The organism is Arthrobacter sp. zg-Y919 (assembly GCF_030142045.1).
Taxonomy (GTDB): Bacteria; Actinomycetota; Actinomycetes; order Actinomycetales; family Micrococcaceae; genus Arthrobacter_B.
Genome location: NZ_CP126242.1, coordinates 689,566 through 711,044, shown reverse-complemented (window position 1 = coordinate 711,044; position 21,479 = coordinate 689,566). Strand labels below are relative to the sequence as shown.

General features: G+C 66.6%; 19 protein-coding genes. 9 read left to right on the top strand and 10 right to left on the bottom strand.

The annotated features are described in order from the left end of the window. Positions 1-7: 7 nt before the first annotated feature. Both QNO10_RS03395 and QNO10_RS03390 read right to left on the bottom strand, forming a co-directional pair. Positions 8-970 carry an L-lactate dehydrogenase gene (locus QNO10_RS03395; RefSeq protein ID WP_229949473.1) on the bottom strand — a complete coding sequence of 321 codons (963 nt, stop codon included), beginning with the start codon at positions 968-970 and terminating at the stop codon, positions 8-10. A gap of 169 nt (positions 971-1,139) precedes the next feature. Beyond that, positions 1,140-2,951 carry a gamma-glutamyltransferase family protein gene (locus QNO10_RS03390; protein WP_229949471.1) on the bottom strand — a complete coding sequence of 604 codons (1,812 nt, stop codon included), beginning with the start codon at positions 2,949-2,951 and terminating at the stop codon, positions 1,140-1,142. Positions 2,952-3,073: 122 nt separating this feature from the next. On the opposite strand from QNO10_RS03390, the gene QNO10_RS03385 reads away from it, so the two are divergent. The 4 genes from QNO10_RS03385 (at position 3,074) to QNO10_RS03370 (ending at position 8,479) form a co-directional block, all read left to right on the top strand. Further along, positions 3,074-3,802: a YoaK family protein gene (locus QNO10_RS03385; protein WP_442860266.1), complete on the top strand. Its 729-nt coding sequence runs from the start codon at positions 3,074-3,076 to the stop codon at positions 3,800-3,802. A gap of 123 nt (positions 3,803-3,925) precedes the next feature. Further along, positions 3,926-5,665, top strand: a complete 1,740-nt coding sequence (locus QNO10_RS03380; RefSeq protein ID WP_229949466.1) for an L-lactate permease — start codon at positions 3,926-3,928, stop codon at positions 5,663-5,665. A 175-nt stretch (positions 5,666-5,840) separates the two neighbouring features. Beyond that, entirely contained in the window at positions 5,841-6,896 is a 1,056-nt protein-coding gene (locus QNO10_RS03375; RefSeq protein ID WP_229949463.1) for an alpha/beta hydrolase, read from the top strand. A gap of 170 nt (positions 6,897-7,066) precedes the next feature. After that, positions 7,067-8,479 (top strand): DUF5129 domain-containing protein, encoded by a 1,413-nt coding sequence (locus tag QNO10_RS03370; RefSeq protein ID WP_229949460.1) that lies wholly within the window; start codon positions 7,067-7,069, stop codon positions 8,477-8,479. Positions 8,480-8,502: 23 nt separating this feature from the next. Here the strand turns inward: QNO10_RS03370 and QNO10_RS03365 are convergent, their stop codons facing one another. From QNO10_RS03365 to QNO10_RS03350, 4 genes are all read right to left on the bottom strand, one after another. Continuing rightward, entirely contained in the window at positions 8,503-9,120 is a 618-nt protein-coding gene (locus tag QNO10_RS03365; protein ID WP_229949459.1) for a LutC/YkgG family protein, read from the bottom strand. Then, the gene (locus tag QNO10_RS03360; RefSeq protein WP_229949453.1) at positions 9,117-10,634 is read right to left on the bottom strand and encodes a LutB/LldF family L-lactate oxidation iron-sulfur protein; all 1,518 of its coding nucleotides are present in this window, start codon (positions 10,632-10,634) and stop codon (positions 9,117-9,119) included. The genes QNO10_RS03365 and QNO10_RS03360 overlap by 4 nt, the downstream gene beginning before the upstream one ends. After that, positions 10,634-11,455 carry a (Fe-S)-binding protein gene (locus tag QNO10_RS03355; RefSeq protein ID WP_229949451.1) on the bottom strand — a complete coding sequence of 274 codons (822 nt, stop codon included), beginning with the start codon at positions 11,453-11,455 and terminating at the stop codon, positions 10,634-10,636. The genes QNO10_RS03360 and QNO10_RS03355 overlap by 1 nt, the downstream gene beginning before the upstream one ends. Positions 11,456-11,579: 124 nt before the next feature. Beyond that, the gene (locus QNO10_RS03350; protein WP_229949449.1) at positions 11,580-11,972 is read right to left on the bottom strand and encodes a VOC family protein; all 393 of its coding nucleotides are present in this window, start codon (positions 11,970-11,972) and stop codon (positions 11,580-11,582) included. Between the two features lie 127 nt (positions 11,973-12,099). Here QNO10_RS03350 and QNO10_RS03345 point away from each other — a divergent pair, with 127 nt between their 5' ends. The 4 genes from QNO10_RS03345 to QNO10_RS03330 are packed head-to-tail and all read left to right on the top strand — an operon-like array spanning position 12,100 to position 15,946. Next, complete coding sequence (locus QNO10_RS03345) at positions 12,100-12,990, top strand: aldo/keto reductase (RefSeq protein WP_229949447.1); 891 nt, start codon at positions 12,100-12,102, stop codon at positions 12,988-12,990. Between the two features lie 43 nt (positions 12,991-13,033). Then, complete coding sequence (locus tag QNO10_RS03340; protein WP_229949444.1) at positions 13,034-13,735, top strand: type 1 glutamine amidotransferase domain-containing protein; 702 nt, start codon at positions 13,034-13,036, stop codon at positions 13,733-13,735. Between the two features lie 3 nt (positions 13,736-13,738). Then, complete coding sequence (locus QNO10_RS03335) at positions 13,739-14,587, top strand: NAD-dependent epimerase/dehydratase family protein (protein ID WP_229949442.1); 849 nt, start codon at positions 13,739-13,741, stop codon at positions 14,585-14,587. A gap of 36 nt (positions 14,588-14,623) precedes the next feature. Further along, positions 14,624-15,946, top strand: a complete 1,323-nt coding sequence (locus QNO10_RS03330) for a multidrug effflux MFS transporter (RefSeq protein ID WP_229949440.1) — start codon at positions 14,624-14,626, stop codon at positions 15,944-15,946. 21 nt (positions 15,947-15,967) lie between these two features. On the opposite strand, the gene QNO10_RS03325 is transcribed toward QNO10_RS03330, so the two are convergent. The 4 genes from QNO10_RS03325 to QNO10_RS03310 all read right to left on the bottom strand — a co-directional run bounded on the left by QNO10_RS03325 (position 15,968) and on the right by QNO10_RS03310 (position 19,754). Then, positions 15,968-16,423 carry a DUF3817 domain-containing protein gene (locus QNO10_RS03325; protein ID WP_229949438.1) on the bottom strand — a complete coding sequence of 152 codons (456 nt, stop codon included), beginning with the start codon at positions 16,421-16,423 and terminating at the stop codon, positions 15,968-15,970. Positions 16,424-16,606: 183 nt separating this feature from the next. Then, the gene (locus QNO10_RS03320; RefSeq protein ID WP_229949436.1) at positions 16,607-18,148 is read right to left on the bottom strand and encodes a tripartite tricarboxylate transporter permease; all 1,542 of its coding nucleotides are present in this window, start codon (positions 18,146-18,148) and stop codon (positions 16,607-16,609) included. Further along, the gene (locus tag QNO10_RS03315) at positions 18,148-18,777 is read right to left on the bottom strand and encodes a tripartite tricarboxylate transporter TctB family protein (protein ID WP_229949434.1); all 630 of its coding nucleotides are present in this window, start codon (positions 18,775-18,777) and stop codon (positions 18,148-18,150) included. The genes QNO10_RS03320 and QNO10_RS03315 overlap by 1 nt, the downstream gene beginning before the upstream one ends. Beyond that, a complete protein-coding gene (locus QNO10_RS03310; protein ID WP_229949432.1) occupies positions 18,774-19,754 on the bottom strand; it encodes a Bug family tripartite tricarboxylate transporter substrate binding protein in 981 nt (326 codons plus the stop codon). Before QNO10_RS03310 ends, QNO10_RS03315 begins: the two co-directional genes overlap by 4 nt. Positions 19,755-19,973: 219 nt before the next feature. Between QNO10_RS03310 and tcuA the strand changes: the two genes are divergently transcribed. After that, entirely contained in the window at positions 19,974-21,452 is a 1,479-nt protein-coding gene (tcuA, locus tag QNO10_RS03305) for an FAD-dependent tricarballylate dehydrogenase TcuA (RefSeq protein ID WP_229949430.1), read from the top strand. The last annotated feature ends 27 nt before the right edge of the window (positions 21,453-21,479 follow it).

Genomic DNA, 21,479 nt, shown 5'->3' with positions numbered 1-21,479 from the left:
GAGCAGGTCAGATCCCCAGCGAGTCCAGCGTGCTGTGCAGGGTTTCGGCGGAGGCCATAAGTTTTCCGTGCTCGGTCTCATCCAGCGGCATCTCGAGCATCTTGTAGACGCCGTTGTGGCCCACGATTGACGGCAGGGACAGCGCAACACCGCTTATCCCGTACTCCCCGTCCAGCGTGGCCGCCACCGGCAGCACTGCGTTTTCCGCGTTCAGCACCGCCTCGACAATCCGCACCCCAGCCAGGCCGATCGCGTAGTTCGTGGCGCCCTTTCCCTCGATCACCTTGTAGGCGGCGTTGACGACGTCGTCCGTGGCGGCGGCGAGGAACGCGTCGGTGAACACCTGCCGGCCGCTGATTTCCCATTCCCGGATGGGCACGGGCCCGATGGTGGCGTTGGACCACACGGGGAACTCCGTGTCCCCGTGTTCGCCGATGATGGTTGCATGCACGCTGGTCATCAGCACGTGTGCTTCGCGGGCCAGCAGCAGCCGCAGCCGGGAGGTATCCAGGACCGTGCCGGAGGAGAAGATCCGGTTGCGCGGCAGGCCTGCTATCTTCTGTGCAGCAACGGCAAGCACGTCTGCCGGGTTGGTCACCATGATGTACACGGCGTCCGGCGCCTGTCCCATCAGCTGCGGCATCAGCTTCTCCAGGATCCGCACGTTGGCGCCAGCCAGGTCAAGCCGGCTCTGGCCCGGCTGCTGGCGGGCTCCGGCCGTAATAACGATGACGTCGGATCCGGCCAGATCCTCAATATTTCCGCCGCCGGTCACGGTATTGGCGCCTGTGAACTGGGTGCCGTGGGCAAGATCGAGGCCTTCGGCTCCGGCCCGTTCGGCATCGATATCGTAAATGGCGATCTGGCGGGCAGTGTCCCGGATGATCGCCGCGTAGGCCAGCGATGTGCCGACGCTTCCGGCTCCCACGATTCCAAGTTTGGTGACGGGTCGGGTGGTGATGTTGGCCATGGCCAAGCCTCGCTCACAGTAGGAGGAACCCCTCTTGAACTATAGGTTCCCGCCCCCGGGAACGGAACGGAAGAGCCGCTTGAACGCACCGGCAGAGCCACCCCAGCCCCCGGGAACGGCCCACGTCCGGGAAGCGCCGAACCGGCCGTCCCGGACGCGCAGCGGTCCCTCAACGCCCGGCGGCATACCCCTGCGCGCCACGGGGGTTCGCCGCGGCCTGCAGCAGGCCCGAGCCGGGATCGCGCAGCACCGAGGAAAGCCTGCCGAGGGCCCAGTCCCCGGCCCGGGTCACCACGTGGCCGCGGGCCTGAAGCCCGGCGATGACTTCCTCCCCCAGACGGTCCTCAACCACCGCACCGCCGGGTGTCCAGGTGCGGGGGAAGAACGACCCGGGAATGGATGTGGTGTGCAGTGCGGGGGCGTCAATGGCCTGCTGCGGGGTGTATCCGCCAACAATGGTGCGCAGCAGGTACAGCAGCTGCCATTGGTCCTGCTGGTCCCCGCCGGGTGAGCCCAGTGCCACGACCGGCTGGCCGTCCTTCAGGACGAGGGTGGGGGTCAGCGTGGTGCGCGGCCGCTTCCCCGGGGTCAGCGTGGACGGTGCCCCCGCTTCCAGCCAGGTCATCTGCAGCCGCGAGCCCAGGCAGAAACCCAGGTCCGGGATGGTCGGGGAGGACTGCAGCCAGCCTCCCGACGGGGTCGCGGAAACCATGTTCCCCCAGCGGTCCACGACGTCGATATGGCAGGTATCCCCGCGGGTTTCGCCCGTGGGCATCACGGTGGGTTCCCCGACGCCGGCGAAGCCAGCGCCGCCGTCGGCCAGGGCCGGCGGCAGGTATTCGGTGCGCAGCGGCGGCACGAAGGGAGTGTGGCCGGGCACGGTTCCGGGACGGAACTCGTGGGAAGCCGTGTCGGTGATCAGGGCACGGCGGCCGGCGGCGTATTCCTCGCTGAGCAGGTAGTCCAGCGGCACCGGCGCGTCGCCGTAGTACGCCTCGCGGTCCGCGATGGCGAGCTTCTGGGCCTCCAGGATGGTGTGTGCACCCAATGCGGAGGACGGGTCCAGCCGGTCGTCGTCGAAACCGGCAAGGATAGCTAGGGTCTGCAGCAGCGCGGGTCCCTGCCCCCACGCACCGGTCTTGGCAATGGTGTAACCGCGGAAGTCGAAGGTGACGGCAGGTTCAAAGCCGGCTTCGAAACCGGCGAAGTCGGCCGTGCTGATGACCCCGGCATGGTCGGTGCCCGAGGAGTGGCGGTGCGGCGCAGCAACAAAGTCGACGGCGGCGCGCGCAACAAAGCCCGTCCGCCATTCGCGCCGGGCGGCGTCGATGCGTTCGGCCCGCGTACCCGTGCCGGGACCGGCCAGCACCAGCCGCTCCAATACCGATGCGTAGGCCTGGTTGCGGATGATTTCGCCTTCGCGCGGCGCCCGGCCTTCCGGCATCCACTGCGCAGCCGAAGTGGGCCAGTGTTCGGTGAACAACTCGGCAACGGACTCGACAGTGGCGCCGACCCTTGCCAGGACGGGGTGGCCGTTGCGGGCGTAACCGATGGCGAAGGCCAGGACATCGGCCAGTTCCCAGGTGCCGTGGTCCCGAAGCAACAGCAGCCAGGCGTCGACGGCGGCGGGAACCGCTGCGGCGAGCGCACCGGCACCGGGCACCAGTTCCAGCCCTTCGGCTAGATAATGCTCCCGCGTGGCAGCAGCCGGGGCGGGCCCTTGTCCCATCAGCACCACCGGGTCTGCGGGATGCTCGGCCGTCACGAAAACACCGGTCATGTCGCCGCCCGGCCCGTTCAGGTGCGGTTCCACGATGTGCAGCACAAAACCGCCTGCAACGGCGGCGTCAAACGCGTTTCCGCTGCGCTCCAGCACCGCCTGTGCCGAAGCCGTGGCAAGCCAGTGCGTGGAGGCACTCATGCCGAAGGTGCCCTGCAGGGTGGGCCGGGTGGTGAAGGGATCAGGTGCTGTAAAGGTCATGGGGGCAGCTTTCGGCCGGTAACTGGGTCAGGGGAATCCTTGCATTATTCGCATCCGGTTTTGAATACAATCGGACTTCCACCACGCGTTCGTCTACACGGACGGTGCCCGCCCAAGGAGACATGCCGCCAGTGAAGCGACTTAACGCAGTACCGACCGACCGCGTGCATTTGTGGCTGATGCTGGCCCTCACCTTTTCCACCGGGGTCGTCGACGCCGTGGGGTACTTGGGCCTGGACCGGGTCTTCACCGGAAACATGACGGGCAACGTGGTGCTGCTGGGCATGGCCTTCGCCGGCGGAGCCAACCTGCCGATCCTGCGCCCGGTCCTGGCACTGATCTTCTTTATGCTGGGCGCTGCCCTTGCCGGGCGGATGCTGCGCAAGGGACCGGAAGGCTGGTCCCTCCGCACCTCCGTTTCGCTGATGGTGGTGGCGGGCATCATTACCGCGCTGGCCGTGTTTACGGCAGTGGCGGACGTCCAGGGCATCAGCGTGCTGGGGAGCATCACGACGTCGGCGCTCGCCGCCGCCATGGGCATACAGGCCGCGACCGCCAAGCGGTTGAAGGTCGCCGAAATCACGACCGTAGTAGTGACCTCCACGATTACCGGACTGGCTTCCGATTCCCGCCTGGCCGGCGGGAACAGCCAGTACTGGGTGCGCCGGGCCCTGGCCATCGCACTGATCCTCCTCGGCGCCGTCGCCGGAGCTGCAGCCCTGAACGTGGGGCTCTGGTTGGGGCTGGCGTTTTCCGCTCTCATCTCGATCCTGGTGGCAGCGGCGGGTTATCTGCGGCACCACCGGGAACGCACCGCCGGGAACGCGGCCCCGGCGTCGGGCAGCGTATAGCCGGCTGACCCCCTCTGCCGGGCGTCCGGGGGTTACCTACAGGGAACACCGCCGTACGCTTAAGTAGCGCTTGTTCCAGTGCTTCCCCGGTTGAGCCGGCCAGTAGCCGGCGCGGAGGTCTTTATGGACAGCTTTACTCCCAGCACCTCCCCCGTCCTGAACAGTGTGGCGTTGTCCGCCCTGGTGGCCCTGCTGCCGCTGTTGACGTTCTTCTTCCTGCTGGCCTTCGCGAAGACCCGCGCCTATGTTGCCGGCGGATGGGCACTGCTGGTGGCCCTCGCCGTCGGCGTCCTGGGGTTCGGCATGCCGATAGGCCTGGCCCTGCTCTCCGCGACGCAGGGTGCGGCGTTCGGGCTGTTCCCGGTGGTCTGGATCATCGTGATGGCCGTCTGGCTGTACCAGGTGACCGTGCTGAGCGGCCGCTTCGAGGACCTGCGCCGGGTCTTCGATGCGATTGGGGGCGGAGACCTTCGGGTCCAGGCCATCCTGGTGGCCTTCTGCTTTGGCGGCCTCCTGGAGGCCCTGGCCGGATTCGGTGCACCGGTGGCCATCACCGTGACCATGCTGCTGGCCCTGGGCATCGCCCCGATCCGCGCTGCGACCGCGGTGCTGGTGGCCAACACCGCTCCGGTGGCCTTCGGCGCCCTGGCCATCCCCATCACCACCGCCGCCAACCTGACCAACTACACCGGCGAGGAGATCGGCGCGGTGGTCGGCAGGCAGACGCCGGTGCTCGCCGTCTTCGTCCCGTTGATTCTCCTGTTCATCCTGGACGGACGCCGGGGCCTGCGGGACTGCTGGCCCGTCGCCCTTTTTACCGGCGTCGTATTCTCCGTCTTCCAGTTCCTCTGCTCGAATTACTTCTCCTACGAACTCACCGACATCGTGGCCTCCCTTGTCGCGATGCTCGCCGCCGTCGGCTTCCTGCGGTTCTGGCATCCACGCAACGGAGCGGAGGCCGACCAGCGGATGAAGGCCGAGCTGGCCGAAGCGCGGGCCGACGGCTGGACGCCGGCCGGTTCCGGCGGGACCTCGGATGTGCTCACCTCCGCCGACGACACCGAGGCGGACCGCCTGACCCCGTCCCGGGCCTGGATGGCCCTGTTCCCCTACGTGGCGGTCATCGTCATCTTCGGGTTCGTGAACCTGTGGACGCTCGGCATCGATGTGCCCGCGGCGCTGGCGAAAACCAACATCGAGATCCCCTGGCCGGTGCTGCACGAAGCACTGCTGGACAGCACCGGCCAGACCCAGTCCTCCACCATCTACTCGTTCGAGTGGCTGATCAGCCCGGGCACACTGCTGCTGATCACCGGCCTGATCGTGGCGCTGGTCTACTCACGCTTCAACGAAAACGGCCGGTATCCGCTGAGTATGGGCACGGCTGTCCGGGAGATCTGGACGACGGCGGTGCGGATGCGTTCGGCGGCGCTGACCATCCTGGGCGTCCTGGCCCTGGCCTACGTGATGAACTTTTCCGGGCAGACGGTGTCCATCGGCACCTGGCTGGCGGGCACCGGCGCGTTCTTCGCCTTCCTCTCCCCCGTGCTCGGCTGGATTGGTACGGCAGTGACCGGTTCCGATACCTCGGCAAACGCCCTGTTCGCCAAGCTGCAGCAGACTGCCGGGATTGAAGCCGGACTGGATCCCCAGCTGATGGTCGCTGCCAACACCGGCGGCGGTGTGATGGGCAAGCTCATCAGTCCGCAGAACCTCGCCATCGGTGCCGCGGCCGTGAACATGAGCGGCCAGGAATCGGTGCTGCTGCGCAAGGTGATCGGCTGGAGCGTGCTGCTGCTGTTGGCCCTGTGCATCCTGGTCTTCCTGCAGTCCACCCCGGTCCTGGAGTGGATGCTGCCGTAGCTCCTGGCTGCACGGGCTGGGCCTCGGGACAGGCTGGGCCTCGGGGCCAGGAGGTCCTCCCCCTGTGGCGGCAACCACTGGCTGCCATGAGATGCCGCACGGGCACCGCCGGAGAAAGCCGTGCCTGCGGGCAAGGCGCAAAATGGCACCCTTAGGCCGGTCCTAATTTAAAAACGTGAAAGTCCTGTCGCTGCCGGCAGCGGGGCTCCTGGCCGGGGCGGCCGCCGTTGCCGGAACCGTTGCCGCCGCCACTTTGCAGCGCGACCCCCGCCCCTCAGCCCTGTTGATCCGCGGAGTATTCTCCGGTGCCGGAAAGTTTCAATCGCACAGGGTCGGACCGCACCTTCTGAAGGGGAGCATCACCGGCCATCGCGGGCTGCAGTATCTGGGCTCCGCAGTGAACCCCACCCTGGATCTCTTCCTGCCCACCGAGGCAAGGAAACCGCTGCCCGTCGTGGTGTGGGTCCACGGCGGCGCCTGGATCTCGGGGTCGAAGAAGGACGTGGAACCCTACCTGCGGGTCCTCGCCGGTTACGGATATGCGGTGGTGGGTGTTGGGTACACCATCTCCCCCAAGGCCTGCTATCCGACGGCGGTCCGGGAACTGAACACAGCCCTGGGCTATCTGCGCGAACACGCAGACAAGTACGGGCTGGACCCGGACCGGATTGTCCTGGCCGGAGACTCCGCCGGAGCCCAGCTTGCAGCACAGCTGGCCCTGGGGATCACGAACCCCGACTACGCCCGCCGCACCGGTATTACGCCCGCTGCGGCTCCGCAGCACCTGCGCGGGATCCTGCTGAATTGCGGGGTCTACGACTTCCAGTCCGTTGCCAAGCTCAACGGCGTCTTCGGGTGGGGGTTGAGGAAGGCGTTGTGGGCCTACACCGGATCGAAGGACTGGGCCTCCACCTCCGCCGCAGAACACATGTCCATCTTTGACCACGTGAATCCAGACTTTCCTCCCACGTATATTTCCGGAGGCAACGGCGACCCACTGACCGCTGACCAGTCCCTCCCCCTTGCCGATCGGCTGGAGGAGCTGGGGGTTCCGGTGACCCGCAGATTCTGGCCGGAGGACTACAAGCCTGCCCTCGGCCACGAGTACCAGTTCCGGCTGGACCGGCCGGAAGCACGCGAGGTACTGGCGGAAACTATCGGGTTCCTGGACGCGGTGACTTCGGCTCCGGCGCGGTCCGCCCTGCAGGAGCACAACGAACTCACGGCCTAGCGGAGGCTTCGCCGTACCGCACCACACCCGCCGTCGTCGTCGGGGCACGAAGGCGGCGCGGCGGTTTGCGGTGCCTGTCCGGCCGGGCGGAGGAGCAGTTAGGATCGGGGCACCACGCTTCACGACGAGGGGGGACCTTGCGCCGCGTACTCACTGCCCTGCTGTTTCTGATGTCTGCCTTCCTTTTGGGCATCCCGCCCGCCGCGGCGGTGACGCCGACAGGAGTGGTTGTCGAGGACACCGCCGGGGTGCTGGACGCCAACACACTGCTGCCGGCGATCGAGGACATTGAGTTCCGCGACCCCACCACTGTGGCCGTATATACCTACAACGGCAGCGGGACTGCGAACCTGAATGAGGACGTTCTGAGCTTCGCCCGTGCCGAGCACCCGGAGTGGCTCAGCGAGGACGGACAGAAATGGGCAGACGGGCTGTTCATCTTTGCCTTGGATCCCGTGGGACGCCATATCGGCACCTACTTCGGTGAAGACCGGAAGATTTCCCTGGACCAGCAGGAAGACATCCGCGAAGAGGTCACTGATCTTTTCCGCGAAGCCCAGTGGACCGACGGCACCATAGCCGCAACCGAGGAAGCCGCCGAACTGATCAACCAGCCCTGGTACGCCTCTGACGGTTTCATCGGAGCGTCGGTTGTGGGCGGTGTAGCGGTGCTGGCAGGCGCAGGGGTCGGTGTTGGAGTCCGGCGCCACCGCGGGGCCAAGAACACCAAGCTGCTGAATGAAGCGGACGCCGCCTATTCCAGCGTGACGCGGGATCTGGAAGCCACCGAGGTGAACGCCCAGACCATTCCCTCCGAATCGACGTACGGAGCCAAGGTCCTGGAGCAGTACCGCACCTTCAGAACCCGCTACAACGCCGCTACCAGGCAAAACAACGCAGCTCATGACCTACCGGCGAAGGACCTGCGGAAGCGCAGCAGCACCGCCGTCATCGAGGACTACGCGGATGCGGCAATGGAGCTGGATGGCCTGGATGACGTCATTGCGGACACGAATTCCCTACTCAACAAGGCGCACGGGTGGGAGCGGGCCTGGGACCGGCAGGTTGCTCCGTTCGAAGCCGACCTGGCCAAACTCGACGATCTCCTGGACTCCAAGGAGGGTCAGAAGGACTCCTCGACCGCCGCCGCGCTCGTCGCGTTCCGGGGCCGGGTGCGGCAGGACGTGCAGACCTGGGCAGCCGAGCTCTCGGAGGGAAGCATCAACCCCGAAACTGCCCTGGACCGGCTGCGCGATGCCCGGAGCGAGCTTTCGGATCTGTTGAAGAACCACTCCGAAACGGTGATTGCCGGGTACGCGAAAAACGACAAGGAACGCGACCTGATGCGCGAAGCCCTGGAGAAGAAGGGCGCCCGCCGGCCCGGCAGCCGGGAGGGCTACCAACCCTCCATCCTGGATACGGCCTTCCCCTACTACGCCTTCTACACGGTAGGCACCTTTAATACCGGTCTTGAAACCGGCACCACGGAAATCAGCTCCGCGCGGGGAGAGTCCAGCAGCACCACGGGCTACGGCAGCACTGGGGGAAGCTTCTCCGGTGCGGGGAGTTCCGGCAGCTTCTAGGGGTATTCATCCCGTGCTCCGCGTCAGCGGACAATAACCACGTCCAACCTCCGCGGGCCGTGCACACCTTCCACACGCTCGAGTTCAATGTCGCTGGTGGCGCTCGGACCGCTGATCCAGGTCAACGGATGGGTGACGTCGAGCCGCCGCACCGCCTCCGGCAGCACTCCGGCTATGTCACCTGCCTTCACTATGCAGACGTGGTGGTCCGGGATCAGGGAGCAGGCCCGCCGGCCCTGGCCAGGGCTGCCGTCCAGGATGATGGTCCCCGTTTCAGCCACCGCCGCCGCGCTGCCGGTCACCACGGCATCGATACCGTCCAGCTCTTCCACGCTCAGCGGTTCCTGCGGTGAATCCACCACCCGCCCCGGAACCAGAGCCGTCCAGCGCTCATCCAGTCCCGCGGGAACCACGTAGGACTTCTCTCCAGCCAGCAGCTCGGCAACCCGGGCCGGGACCGAGGCTTCATCCACCACGCTGACCCCGGCCTTGTAATCCAGCAGCCGGTCGCTGAGCAGTTCGATGAGTTCGTCCTCGCTCATGCCTGAGGTGTGCCGGTACTTCCGGGGGATCTCCGGCGCTTCGGGCGAATCATGGAGGGCCGCCCGGAGCCGGTCCAGGATTTCCGTACGCGCGCTCATGCCTTCTCTTCCAATTCGGTGTGCTCTTCCGACCCAGGATCGTGATGCTCTTTCGCCCACCAATCCCGGAAGGACTGCGCGGGCGGAGCCGGGATGTCCCGGCTCTGGGTCCACCCGGCCGCCATGCCGGGAAGTTTCTTGATCTTCCGGTCCGGTCCGGCCGCCAGCTTCCCCAACGGCAGTGCTTTTTCCGCCAGGGCCATCCGGCGGCCGGAGCCCATCACCCAGGAAGCAGCCTTCATGGCGACGTCCATCTGTCCCGGCACCTTCGTGGTCCCGCGGCGACTCTCCACATCCTCCGAGCGCAGGTGGACCAGGATCTCCGGAATGTTGATCTTCACCGGGCAGGCGTCGTAGCAGGCACCACACAGCGAGGACGCATACGGCAGGGACGCATTCTCCTCAGACGTAATCCCGGTCAGCAGCGGCGACAGGATGGCACCGATGGGTCCGGGATAGGTGGAGCCGTAAGCGTGGCCGCCGGTGCGCTCATACACCGGGCAGACATTCATGCAGGCGCTGCAGCGGATGCAGTGCAGGGCCGAACGTCCCATCTCGTCGGCGAGCGCCGCGCTGCGTCCGTTGTCCAGCAGCACCAGGTGCACGTTCTGCGGGCCGTCCCCTTCAGTCACCCCGGTCCAGAGCGAGGTGTAAGGGTTCATCCGCTCCCCCGTGGAGGAACGCGGCAGCAGCTGCATAAACACCTCCAGGTCCGTCCACGAGGGCAGCAGCTTTTCCACTCCCATCACGGTGATCAGGGTGTCGGGCAGGGTCAGGCACATGCGGCCGTTGCCTTCGGATTCGACGACGGCGAGCGTGCCGGTATCGGCCAGCGCAAAGTTCGCACCGGAAATGGCAACCTTCGCGGAGAGGAACTTCCGGCGCAGATGCAGCCGTGCGGCTTCGGCCAGCCGTGCCGGGGTGTCGGTGAGGTCCGGATCGACGTCGGGCATCTCCCGCAGGAAAATTTCCCGGATCTGGGCGCGGTTCTTATGGATGGCCGGCACGAGGATGTGGCTGGGTTTGTCATGGTCCAGCTGGACAATCAGCTCCGCCAAGTCGGTTTCTAACGCGGAAATGCCCTGCTCTTCGAGGTACTCGTTGAGGCCGATTTCCTGCGTGGCCATGGACTTGACCTTGACCACTTCGTCCGCGCCTGCGTCCCGGATCAGGTCGCGGACAATCCCGTTGGCCTCATCGGCGTCCCGTGCCCAGTGGATGATGCCGCCGCGCGCCGTGAAGTTCTTTTCGAATTCTTCCAGCAGCTCGGGCAGCCGTGCCATGACCGACGCCTTGATGGCGCTGCCGGCCTCGCGCAGGTCTTCCCAGTCCGGCAGTTCGGCCACCACGCGCAGCCGCTTGTCCCTGATCGTGTGCGTGGCGTGGCCGAGGTTGGCGCGCAGCTGCGCGTTGCCCAGTTCCCGCCTGGCGGCTGCTGGAAATGCTTCGGATGCGTGGAGGTTCCCGTCACCGTAGACGGGCAGCCCCGGCATGCCAAGGTAAGTGGGGCTCATCAGCCGGCCTTTCCGGTGGTGTGGGCGGTTTTCCGGGCCGGGCCGCGAAGCGCATCCGGGGCGGGAGCTGGGTTGTCACGGGTGCTGGCCAGTATTTCGGCGAAGTGGAGGGTGGAGATGGTGCTGCCCTGCCGGGACAGCCCACCGCCGATGTGCATCAGGCAGGATGCGTCGCCGCCTGTACACAGCTCTGCGCCGGTGGCCGCAATGTTCGCATTCTTGTCCGCGAGCATTGCCGACGAGACGTCCGAGTTCTTGAGCGAGAAGGTGCCGCCGAAGCCGCAGCACTGATCCGCTTCGGGCAGCGGTTCCAGCTCCAGTCCCTCCACGGTACGGAGCAGATCCGCCTGCCGGTCCCCCAGCCGCAGCAGCCGCATGCCGTGGCAGCTGGGGTGGTAGGTGATCCGGTGCGGATACCAGGAGCCCAGCTGTGTGGCGGCATCCGTCACGCCCAGCACATCGGTCAGCAGGGCGGAGAGTTCGTAGGTCCGGGCGCCGACGGCGGTGGCCCGGGTTTCGAGGTCCGCGTCTCCTATGGAGCGGGCCAACATCGCGTGCTGGTGCTTCACCGAGGCGACGCAGGAACCCGAAGGCGCCACGGCGACGTCGTAATCCTGGGCTTCGAAGGCCTCCACATGGTTGCGGACCACCGGCACCGCTTCCGGGAAGTACCCGGAGTTCAGGTGCATCTGCCCGCAGCAGGCCTGACCTGCCGGGAACACAACATCGTGGCCCAGCCGCTCCAGGATCGACACCGTGGCTCGCCCGGTGGAGGGGTACATGGCGTCCACAATGCAGGTGGCAAACAGTGCAATCTTCATGGCTGCCTTTCAGCGGAAGTGCAGCGCTGCACCTCCTCGGGTGGAACCATCTTTCAATATAAACCCGAGGATTGATATGCCCGAGGGGACGAACGCCGGGACGGAGCGCTCCACCGCGGGTTCCCTATAAGGACTCCGACGGCAGTGTGGGAGGAATCTCCGGAAGTTCCTGCAGCGACCACTGGTTGCCGTCCGGGTCGCTGAAGTACACGAAGGTGCCCCAGTCCAGCGGGGTGATCTCGCTCGCGGCCACACCGTGGTTCACCAGGTGCTGCCGGGCATCGGCGGCGCTGGGCACCACCACCTGGATCCGCTGGGTGCCTGGAACCATGTCGGTGGTGCCGGGGCCGATGACCACGGAGCAGGCGGAGCCGGGCGGCGTCAGCTGCACAAAACGCAGGTTATCATCCACCCGTTCATCAAAGTCGGCGTTAAAACCCACCTGGTCCACGTAGAAGTTTTTGGAGGCGTCGACGTCGGACACCGGCACGGGGACAAGCTCGATTTTCCAGTCCATGCAGCCAAGGTAGACCCCGCCCGCGCCCCGCCAACAGCCCCTTTCCGGACAGGAACGGTCCGGAGGCCTCGTGCAGAACTAAGGCTGCTGAGGAATAAACCCGGACGCACCGTATGTTGACGCCTATATGACTGATACGACGGAAACTTCCCCCGCCCTGTCCCCCACCATCGATCTGAAGGACCTGGGCACCGTACACCGCCTCGGCTTCGGTGCCATGCGCATTGTGGGACCCGGTGTCTGGGGCGAACCGGAAAGCCGCGGAACCGCCGTCGACGTGGTGCGCCGCGCCGTCGAGCTGGGCGTCGACTTCATCGACACCGCCGACTCCTACGGACCGAACATCAGCGAAGAAATCATCGCCGAAGCGATCTACCCGTACCCCGACGGCGTCCGCATCGCCACCAAGGTGGGCTTCGTCCGCACCGGTCCGGACGTCTGGGTTCCGGTGGGCCGCCCCGAGTACCTGCGCCAGCAGACCGAACTCGCCCTGCGCAAGCTGAAGGTAGACTCCCTGGACCTGCTGCAGCTGCACCGCATTGACCCCAAGGTTGATCCCGAAGAGCAGTTCGCCGTCCTGCGCGACCTCCAGCAGGAGGGCAAGGTCAAGGCCCTCGGCCTGTCCCAGGTTTCCGTTGAGGAATTGAAGGCAGCTGCGAAGTTCTTCACCGTCTCCACCGTGCAGAACCGATACAACCTCACCGACCGTTCCTCCGAGGACGTGCTCAAGTACGCCGAGGACAACGGCATCGGCTTCATCCCGTGGGCACCGATTTCCGCCGGCGAGCTGGCCCAGCCGGGCGGCCCCGTGGACGAAGCCGCCAAGCGCCTGAACGCCAGCACCTCCCAGGTAGCCCTGGCCTGGCTGCTGCGCCGCTCCCCCGTGATGATGCCGATCCCGGGCACCGGCTCCATCGCCCACCTCGAGGACAACCTGGGCGCCGCGAACATCGAGCTCGACGACGCCACCTTCGCCGAACTGGACGCCGCCGGCGCCGCAGCCGCCCCGGCCAAGTAACAACACTTTCCGCTTTTCCCGCCAAGCAGAGGAGATAGAACGCATGGCAAATATCCTGATGGTTGTATCCGCAGCAGACTCCCTCACCATGAGGGACGGCAGCGAACACCCCACCGGCTACTGGGCCGAAGAACTGGTTGAATCGCACCGCGTGCTGCGCGAGGCCGGACACACCGTCCGCATCGCCACCCCCGGCGGCGCCAAGCCCACCGTAGACCAGGTGTCCCTGGCCCCCGAGTCGGCCGGCAGCGTGGAAAAGGCCGCAGCCTTCACGCAGTACATCTCCTTCATCGACGCCGAGCTCTCCTCGCCGCTGGTGCTCGCCGACGCGGATACCGCTGAGTACGACGCCGTAGTGATGCCGGGCGGGCACGGCCCCATGGCGGACCTGGCCTTCGACAAGGACATGGGCCGGATCCTCATTGAGGCCGACGCCGCGGGCAAGATCATTGCCCCGTTCTGCCACGGCCCCGCCGGCCTGCTGGCTGCCGAGACCGAAGACGGCGAATTCATCTTCGCCGGCCGCAAGCTCACCGTCTTCACGGACGAGGAAGAGCTCAATGGCGGCACCGGGGAGAACACCCCCTGGTTCGTGGAGGAAGTCCTGCGGAACAAGGGCGCCGAGATCGAGACCGGTCCGGCCTGGACCAGCTACGTGGTCCGCGACCGCAACCTGATCTCCGGCCAGAACCCCCAGTCCAGCGAGGATGTGGCCAAGGCCGTCATCTCCGCCCTGGCTGAGTAGAACATGACGGTCCTGATCGCCGGCTGCGGCGATCTGGGCACGGAAGCCGGCCTGCGGTTCGCTGCGGCCGGCTTTTCCGTGCTGGGCTGGCGCCGCTCGCCGGAGAAGCTCCCGGCGCAAATCACCGGCTCCGCAGTGGACCTGACCGCCGGGAATTTGCCGCACATCCCGGCGGATACCGACGTCGTCGTGATTGCGGTGGCCGCCGACCAGCGGACCGAAGAGGCCTACCGCGCGGCCTACCTCACCGGTACCGCGAACGTCCTGGACGCCCTGGAGCGCGACGGCGTGCAGCCGCGGCGCATCCTCTTCGTCTCCTCCACCGCCGTGTACGGCGACGCCGACGGCGGCGAGGTGGACGAGGAAACACCGGCCGCCCCGGCGTCGGCCACCGGTGCCGTGATCCTCGAGGCCGAGCAGCTGCTGCACACCCGGCGGCCCGACGCGGTGGTGCTGCGCTTATCCGGCATTTACGGGCCGGGACGCACCCGGCTGATCGACTCCGTCACCGCAGGAACCGCCGTCGTCCCGGCACGGACCCAGCTGACCAACCGGATCCACCGGGACGACGCCGCCGCTGCCATCGTGCACCTCACCACCCGGGTTTCCTCTCCCGCGCCCCTGTATGTTGGAGTGGATATGGAGCCGGTGGAGCTGGCAGATGTGCTCGGATTCCTCGCCGCCGAACTGGGCCGGCAACTGCCGCCCGCAAGCGAAACATCCACCAGCCGCGGCGGCAACCGCAGGCTGAGCAACCGGCGGCTGCGCGGCACGGGATTCGAGTTTGCCTACCCCACGTACCGGGAAGGCTACCGCGCCGTGCTGGCTGGAGCCGGCGTCCGGCACCCGTAAGGATTTAGAAAACCGCAACCCGCACCAGGAGTGCCTGTGAGCGATACCCCGCCCGAAACTGGAACACGAAACCGCACTGCAGCCCGCACGAGCATCAAGTACATCCTGATGCTCGGTGCCCTGGCTGCGCTCCCGGCGGTGACCACCGACATGTACCTTCCGGCGCTGCCGGAGGTAGCCGAGGACCTGCACACCAGCGCCGCCGCGGCGCAGTTCACCCTCTCCGGCACGCTGCTTGGTGCCGCCGTCGGGCAGTTGGTGATCGGTCCGTTCTCGGACCGCTTCGGCCGGCGCCTGCCGCTGATCATCGGCATTGCCCTGCACGTGGTGGTGTCGCTGCTGTGTTTCCTCGCGCCCAACATCGGGGCGCTGATTGTGCTGCGCCTGCTGCAGGGCTTCTTCAACGCCGCCGCCGGCGTGGTGGCCCTGGCCGTGGTGCGGGACCGGTTCACCGGATCCTCCGCAGCCGCGATGCTTTCCCGGCTGATGCTGATCATCGGTCTGGCCCCACTGCTGGCCCCCACCATCGGGCAGGCGGTTTCCGGGCTGTGGAACTGGCGTGCCGTGTTCCTCGCTCTGGCCCTGATCGGCGTCGTCCTCGGAGCAATTGTCCTGAAGTGGATGCCCGAAACCCTGCCGCCGGAACGCCGCCGGACCAAGGGCGGTGCCAGTACGTTCAGCGGCTTCCGGGTCCTGCTCAAGGACCGGCAGTTCCTGGCGCTGGCCACGATTCCCGGCCTGGGCATGGCCGTAATCATGAGCTACGTGGTGGGTTCACCGTTCGTCTTCCAGGACGAATACGGACTCAGCCCGGCGCAGTACGCCGCCGTGTTCGCGATCAACGGCGTCGGCATGGTGATTTCCGCACAGCTCAACGCCTGGCTCGTGGGCCGCTATAACCCCTTGGGAATCCTGCGGCTCGCTGTGCTCCTGCTGCTGGGTCTGGCCATGCTGCTGCCGGTGATCGTACTAACCGGTCTGGGCGGCGTCGCCGGCCTGACCGCCGGGCTGTGGCTGGTCCTGGGCATGCACGGCTTCATTGCCTCGAACTCCTCCATCCTCGCCCTGAACAACTACGGCCACATGGCCGGCAGTGCCGCAGCGCTGATCGGGGCGCTGCAGGTGGGCCTGGCCGGGATCATCAGCCCGCTGGTCGGGATCCTGGGCGGCGGCGCCATGGCCATGGTCTCGGTGATCATCGGCTGTGCCGTCCTGATCGTCCTCATCCTGGCGACGGGGACGACGGCGTACCGCGGGGGACGTACCAACCGTCCGGACCGGCGTCGGCTGCGTCCCGGTGGTAAGCCCGGTGCAGAGCCAGGCGCCGCCGGTGCCGCCCCGCTGCCCGCGGAGTCCTAGCGGTTATCCCGTTCGGAACAGTTATCCCTGAGGAACCGGCGGGCCCAGGTACAGCAGGACGCTGAAGACCACGGCAACGGCCACCAGCGCCACGATCCCCGCCACGATGGGCCGGCGCAGGACGAGGGCCGAGACCCGGTCCACGGCGTTGGTGGGCTCGCCGCCGCCCGGTGCCATCCGCCAGCCGCCGTTCAGCAGGCCGCGGCGGTCCACGGACTTTTCGAAGGGAATGGTGGCCCACGGGATCACCGTGGTGGCCAGGCCCAGGATGCCGGTACGTGCCGGCCATTTCTGGTTGGCCCAGACAAACAGGGTGACCACGCCGTAAGCGAGGAACACGAAGCCGTGCAGGCCGCCGAAGATGGGCGTGAGGGCTTCGAAGTCCAGCACGTACTTGGCGAACATGCCGATCAGGAGCAGGGTCCAGGTCACGGCTTCGGCCAGTGCGAGGCTGCGGAACAGTTTGCGGGGTGACATCGGGGTCTTTCGGTGGGGTGCGGTTGCTGTTCAGCATCGTATCCCGGCCGTTGGTGCCGGACCCCACCGAAACGTCCGGTGCGAGGAAGATCAACCTGTCGGCGAACGGGCTGTTAACTCCCGCCGGAGGGGACGGCCGCGGGGACGGCCGCGTCTGGCCGCCGTCGCCTCCGGGTGAACCTGCTAGACCGTTTCGTGCTCCGGTTCAGCGTCTGCCGCGCGGCGGTCATCCCGACGGTGGCGCAGATGCTGCACTGCGCTGACGGCCAGCGCCACCACGAGCACCAAGTAGAGGGTGACGGTGATCGGGCTGCCGACCAGGATGCCCAGATCCCCTTCGGACACGGCCAGCGCCCGCCGCAGTTCCGTCTCGGCCATCGGGCCGAGGATCACCGCGATCAGGACCGGAGCCAGCGGGATGCTGTAGCGGCGCATCATGAAGCCGACCAGCCCGATGGCGATGAGCAGCCACAGGTCGATGAGCGAGGAACTCACCGCGTAGACGCCCAGCACCGAAAACACCGTAATGCCGGCGTAGAGGTAGTGCCGCGGGATACTCAGCAGCTTGGCCCAGACACTTGCGAACGGCAGGTTGATGATGAGGAGCATCACCAGGCCGATAAACAGTGAGGCCAGCAGTGCCCACACCAGGTCCCCGCTGCGCTCGAAGAGCAACGGGCCCGGCTGCATGCCGTACTGCTGGAAGGCGGCGAGCATGATTGCCGCCGTCGCCGACGTCGGCAGCCCCAGTGCCAGCAACGCGCCCATCGCCGTTCCCGCGGTGGCGTTCGACGCCGCTTCCGGTGCGGCCAGCCCCTTGATGGAGCCGGTGGTGCCGAACTCGGGGTCGTTGCGGCGTTTGGCCAGCTGCTTCTCCGTCCCGTACGCCAGGAAGGTGGGCACCTCGGCACCGCCCGCCGGGATCAGCCCGAAGGGTGCACCGAACGCGGTGCCGCGCAGCCAGGCCGGAAGCGCTTTGCGGAAGTCGCGGAGATTGATCCGGGCATTGCCACCCGCCTTGATCCTGGTGGCCACCGGGTCGCGGTGGATCCGTGAGGCTACGTGGAACACCTCCCCCAGCGCCAGCAGCCCCACGGTGATCACGATGATGGAGATGCCATCGAACAGCTGCGGCAGACCCAGGGTGAAGCGGGCCGTGCCGCTGGGTCCGTCAATGCCGACCAGTGCGAGGGCCAGGCCGATGCACAGTGCGGCGACTCCCCGGATGACCGATTCGGAGACGACGGCGGAGATGGCCAGGAAGGCGAAGACCGCCAGGGCGAAGTACTCAGCCGGGCCGAAGACAGTGGCCAGGCGGACGAGGGTAGGCGCGAAGAACACCACCAGCGTTGTGGCGATCAGCCCGCCGATGAAGGCACCAATCGCGGCGGTGGCCAAGGCCTTGGCGGCGTGGCCGTTCTTGGCCATCCGGTGCCCCTCGAAGGTGGAGGCGATGGCCGAGGAGTTGCCCGGCGTGTTGAGCAGGATGCCTGCCGTGGAGTCACCGAAGAGCCCGCCGAAGTAGATTCCGGCGAACATGATGAAAGCCGCCGTCGGTTCCAGCGAGAAGGTCACGGGCAGCAGCAGTGCCACCGCCATGGCCGAGCCGAGTCCGGGCAGGACGCCCACGGCCGTGCCAAGTACGGCACCGATAAAGACCCAGAGCAGGTTCACGGGCGTGAGCGCGTGCGCGAACCCTTCAAAAAGCAGTGCAAGCTGATCCATCAGAACATCCCTCCCAGGAAGCCGGAGGGCAGGTTGAGACCAAGACCGGCGCCGAAGGCCAGCTGGACAATGGAGGAGAACAGCAGGGAGACCCCGACATCAAAGCCGGGGCGCTTGCTGCCCATGGCGTAGCAGATCACCCAGAACAGGAACGCGGCGCTGATGATCCAGCCCAGGATGTTCAGCGCTGCGGTGAAGACCACCACTCCGCCCACCACCAGGCCCACCGTCCGCCAGTCGGAGTAGGTTTTCCAGGTGGGATGGGCTGCGTCGGCGGACGGGTGCGGTGTGGAGAACTCGTGTTCGCCGGCCAGGTCATCGAGCATGGCTCCGGAGAAGTTGCCGTGCCCGGGGTGGATGCGGGTGTCCGGCACATTCGGCCGCCGGATGACGGAGACCGCCAACGCCGTGGCCACTACGTAGAGGGCAATACTGACCAGCACCGGGAAGAACTGCGGCCCGGGTACGGCACTGCCCTGGACGTTCATGGAGACGGTGCCGACGGTGAGGAAAACGGCAAGGGCATACAGCACCGCCACCACAATCAATTCGCTGCGGCCCTCAAGCGCGGGACTCCGGTGCGGCGCCGTCCGCTGCAGGGGAGCCGGTTTGTCCTGGGCAAGACTCATAGTCCGAGCTCCTTAACAATTGATTGCGCGGTGGCGACTTCTTCTTCTATAAAGGCTTCAAATTCCTCGCCGGTGGCGAAGCTGTCCGTCCAGCTGTTGCGCTCCAGGGTCTCTTTCCAGTCATCCGATTCGCGCAGTTCCGTAATGATGGAAATGAACTCGGCCTTCGCCTCATCCGAAATTCCCGGGGCGGCAACGACGCCGCGCCAGTTGGACATCGATACGTCCACGCCCTGTTCCCTGAAGGTGGGTACGTCCACGCCGTCGAGCCGCTCCGCGGAGGAAATGGCCAGCGCGCGCAGGGTGCCGGACTCAATCTGGTCCGCTACTTCGTTGTATCCGGACATCCCGACGGCAGTGGTGTGGGACAGCAGGGAGGTCAGCGCCTCGCCGCCGCCGGAGTACGCCACATAGTTCACGGTGCTCGGATCCATGCCGATCTTCTGCGCGAGCAGTCCGCTGAGCAGATGGTCGATGGATCCGAGGGAGCCGCCACCGATCGAGTTGGCCCCCGGGTCCGCCTTCCATGCCGCGAGGAAGTCGTCGAGGGTCTGGAACTCCGAATCGGCCGGGACCACCAGCGCCGCGAAGTCATCGGCGAGGCGGGCAATAGGTACGACGTCGGCCATGGACTCCGGATTGTCCGCCAGTTCGATGGCGCCCACCATAACGCCACCCGTGACGAGGAGGGCATCCTCCCGCCCCGGTGTCTGGACGAACTGGCTCAGGCCGATGGTGCCGCCGGCTCCGGGGACGTTGACTACCTGCGGGTTGTTGACCACACCGTTGCTGCGCAGGCCCTGCTGCGCCTCCCGGGCGAAACCGTCCCACCCGCCGCCGGGTGCCGCCGGCGCAATCAGGGTGAGTTTGCTGCGGGCTGTTGCGGTGCCGCCGGATGCCGCGGCATTCACGAACGCCAGGAGGGTGACCACGGCAACCACGAGAGCAAAGGCTCCCGTGCGGATGGACTTTTTCATAGTTCCCGTTCCATTACATCGTTGTGGTGGAGACGTTTGTACACACTCAAATACAAATACACCAAGTGAGCTGGATCACCACAGTATGCTCCGTCACCCCTAATTCACAATACGAATATGCGTCCGGTTATTTGACGAAGTGCCGAAGTCTCGTAGACTCAGTGCCATTCCAAGCGTCACTGTATACATTCGTATACGCCGAATCACAGGAGCGATGAAATGGCAGAGAATCCAGGCACCGTCCACGCGGATGTCGTAGTGGTGGGCGGCGGCAATGCCGGTTTCACCGCGGCCCACGCTGCAGCCGAACGCGGCCGTTCGGTCATCCTGCTGGAAAAGGGAACCGAGGAACTTTCCGGCGGCAACAGCTTCTACACCGCCGGAGCCACGCGGATTGTCCACGACGGCCTCGAGGACCTCGCCGGCCTGATCGAACCCGACGACCGGCACGCCTCCACCGTGGTCCCGCCGTACACCGCGGAAAACTACGCCTCCGACCTGGCCAAGGTGACCGAGGGCCGCAATGACCCAGGGCTCACCGAGGTGCTCATTGCCGAAAGCCAGTCCACCCTCCGCTGGCTGAACAGCCTGGGCCTGAAGTACCGGCTCATGTACGAACGCCAGGCGTACGAGCGCCCTGACGGCAGCTACCTCTTCTGGGGCGGGCTGCACGTCGGCAACGTGGGCGGCGGCGAGGGCATGATGGCCGACCACACCCGCGTGGCCCGGGAGCACGGCGTCGACATCCGCTACGGGAGCCCCGCCACCCGGTTGCTGCTCGACGGCGGCCGCGTCACCGGCGTCGTCGTCTCAGGTCCCGAGGGAGACTACGAAATCGCGGCCGAATCGGTGGTCCTGACTGCCGGCGGCTTCGAATCCAGCCCGGAACTGCGCCGTGAGCACCTGGGCGAGGGCTGGGAAAACGCCAAGGTGCGGGGCACTCCCTGCAACACCGGGGACATGATCCTCGCCGCCCTCGACGCCGGCGCGGCCCGCGGCGGAGACTGGAACACCTGCCACAGTGTGCAGTGGGATGCCTTCACCGAGAACAATGAAAGCAACCGGGAACTGACCAACCGCCTGACGCGGCAGAGCTATCCCCTGGGCATCATCGTCAACCGCGACGGCGAGAGGTTCCTGGATGAGGGCGCCGACTTCCGCAACTACACCTATGCCAAGTACGGCCGCGAGATCCTTCGCCAGCCGGGATCGGTTGCCTGGCAGATATTCGACGCCACGCTGCGGCCGATGCTGCGGACCGAGGAATACGACATGCCCGGCGTTTCCGTGGAAACCGCCGACAGCATCGCCGAGCTGGCGGCAAAGGTCGGCATTGATCCGGAGGCACTGGAAAAGACCGTCACCTCGTTCAACGCCTCCGTGGACCGCGATGTCGAGTTCGACCCAAACGTGCTTGACGGCCGGTCGGCGCAGACCGAACCGGTGAAGAGCAACTGGGCGGTTCCGCTGGAAACCGGGCCGTTCTATGCCTACGGCGTCACCTGCGGCATCACGTTCACCTTCGGCGGGGTCAAGGGCGATACGCACGGCCGGGTGCTCGACGCCGGCGGCAACCACATCCCGGGACTGTACGCTGCCGGCGAGATGCTTGGCGGGCTGTTCAGCACCAACTACCCCGGCGGTTCAGGCCTTGCTGCCGGCTGTGTCTTCGGCCGCCGGGCCGGTGCCCTGGCCTGACCTCCCGTGCCGGGCCGGTGCCCGGCC

Coding starts and splice junctions, on each gene's coding strand:
- QNO10_RS03345 (WP_229949447.1), top strand. CDS start 12,100: ATGACTGATACGACGGAAACTTCCCCCGCCCTGTCCCCCACCATCGAT.
- QNO10_RS03390 (WP_229949471.1), bottom strand. CDS start 2,951: ATGACCTTTACAGCACCTGATCCCTTCACCACCCGGCCCACCCTGCAG.
- QNO10_RS03360 (WP_229949453.1), bottom strand. CDS start 10,634: ATGAGCCCCACTTACCTTGGCATGCCGGGGCTGCCCGTCTACGGTGAC.
- QNO10_RS03320 (WP_229949436.1), bottom strand. CDS start 18,148: ATGGATCAGCTTGCACTGCTTTTTGAAGGGTTCGCGCACGCGCTCACG.
- QNO10_RS03380 (WP_229949466.1), top strand. CDS start 3,926: ATGGACAGCTTTACTCCCAGCACCTCCCCCGTCCTGAACAGTGTGGCG.
- QNO10_RS03355 (WP_229949451.1), bottom strand. CDS start 11,455: ATGAAGATTGCACTGTTTGCCACCTGCATTGTGGACGCCATGTACCCC.
- QNO10_RS03340 (WP_229949444.1), top strand. CDS start 13,034: ATGGCAAATATCCTGATGGTTGTATCCGCAGCAGACTCCCTCACCATG.
- QNO10_RS03385 (WP_442860266.1), top strand. CDS start 3,074: ATGCCGCCAGTGAAGCGACTTAACGCAGTACCGACCGACCGCGTGCAT.
- QNO10_RS03325 (WP_229949438.1), bottom strand. CDS start 16,423: ATGTCACCCCGCAAACTGTTCCGCAGCCTCGCACTGGCCGAAGCCGTG.
- QNO10_RS03370 (WP_229949460.1), top strand. CDS start 7,067: ATGTCTGCCTTCCTTTTGGGCATCCCGCCCGCCGCGGCGGTGACGCCG.
- tcuA (WP_229949430.1), top strand. CDS start 19,974: ATGGCAGAGAATCCAGGCACCGTCCACGCGGATGTCGTAGTGGTGGGC.
- QNO10_RS03335 (WP_229949442.1), top strand. CDS start 13,739: ATGACGGTCCTGATCGCCGGCTGCGGCGATCTGGGCACGGAAGCCGGC.
- QNO10_RS03315 (WP_229949434.1), bottom strand. CDS start 18,777: ATGAGTCTTGCCCAGGACAAACCGGCTCCCCTGCAGCGGACGGCGCCG.
- QNO10_RS03395 (WP_229949473.1), bottom strand. CDS start 970: ATGGCCAACATCACCACCCGACCCGTCACCAAACTTGGAATCGTGGGA.
- QNO10_RS03310 (WP_229949432.1), bottom strand. CDS start 19,754: ATGAAAAAGTCCATCCGCACGGGAGCCTTTGCTCTCGTGGTTGCCGTG.
- QNO10_RS03350 (WP_229949449.1), bottom strand. CDS start 11,972: ATGGACTGGAAAATCGAGCTTGTCCCCGTGCCGGTGTCCGACGTCGAC.
- QNO10_RS03365 (WP_229949459.1), bottom strand. CDS start 9,120: ATGAGCGCGCGTACGGAAATCCTGGACCGGCTCCGGGCGGCCCTCCAT.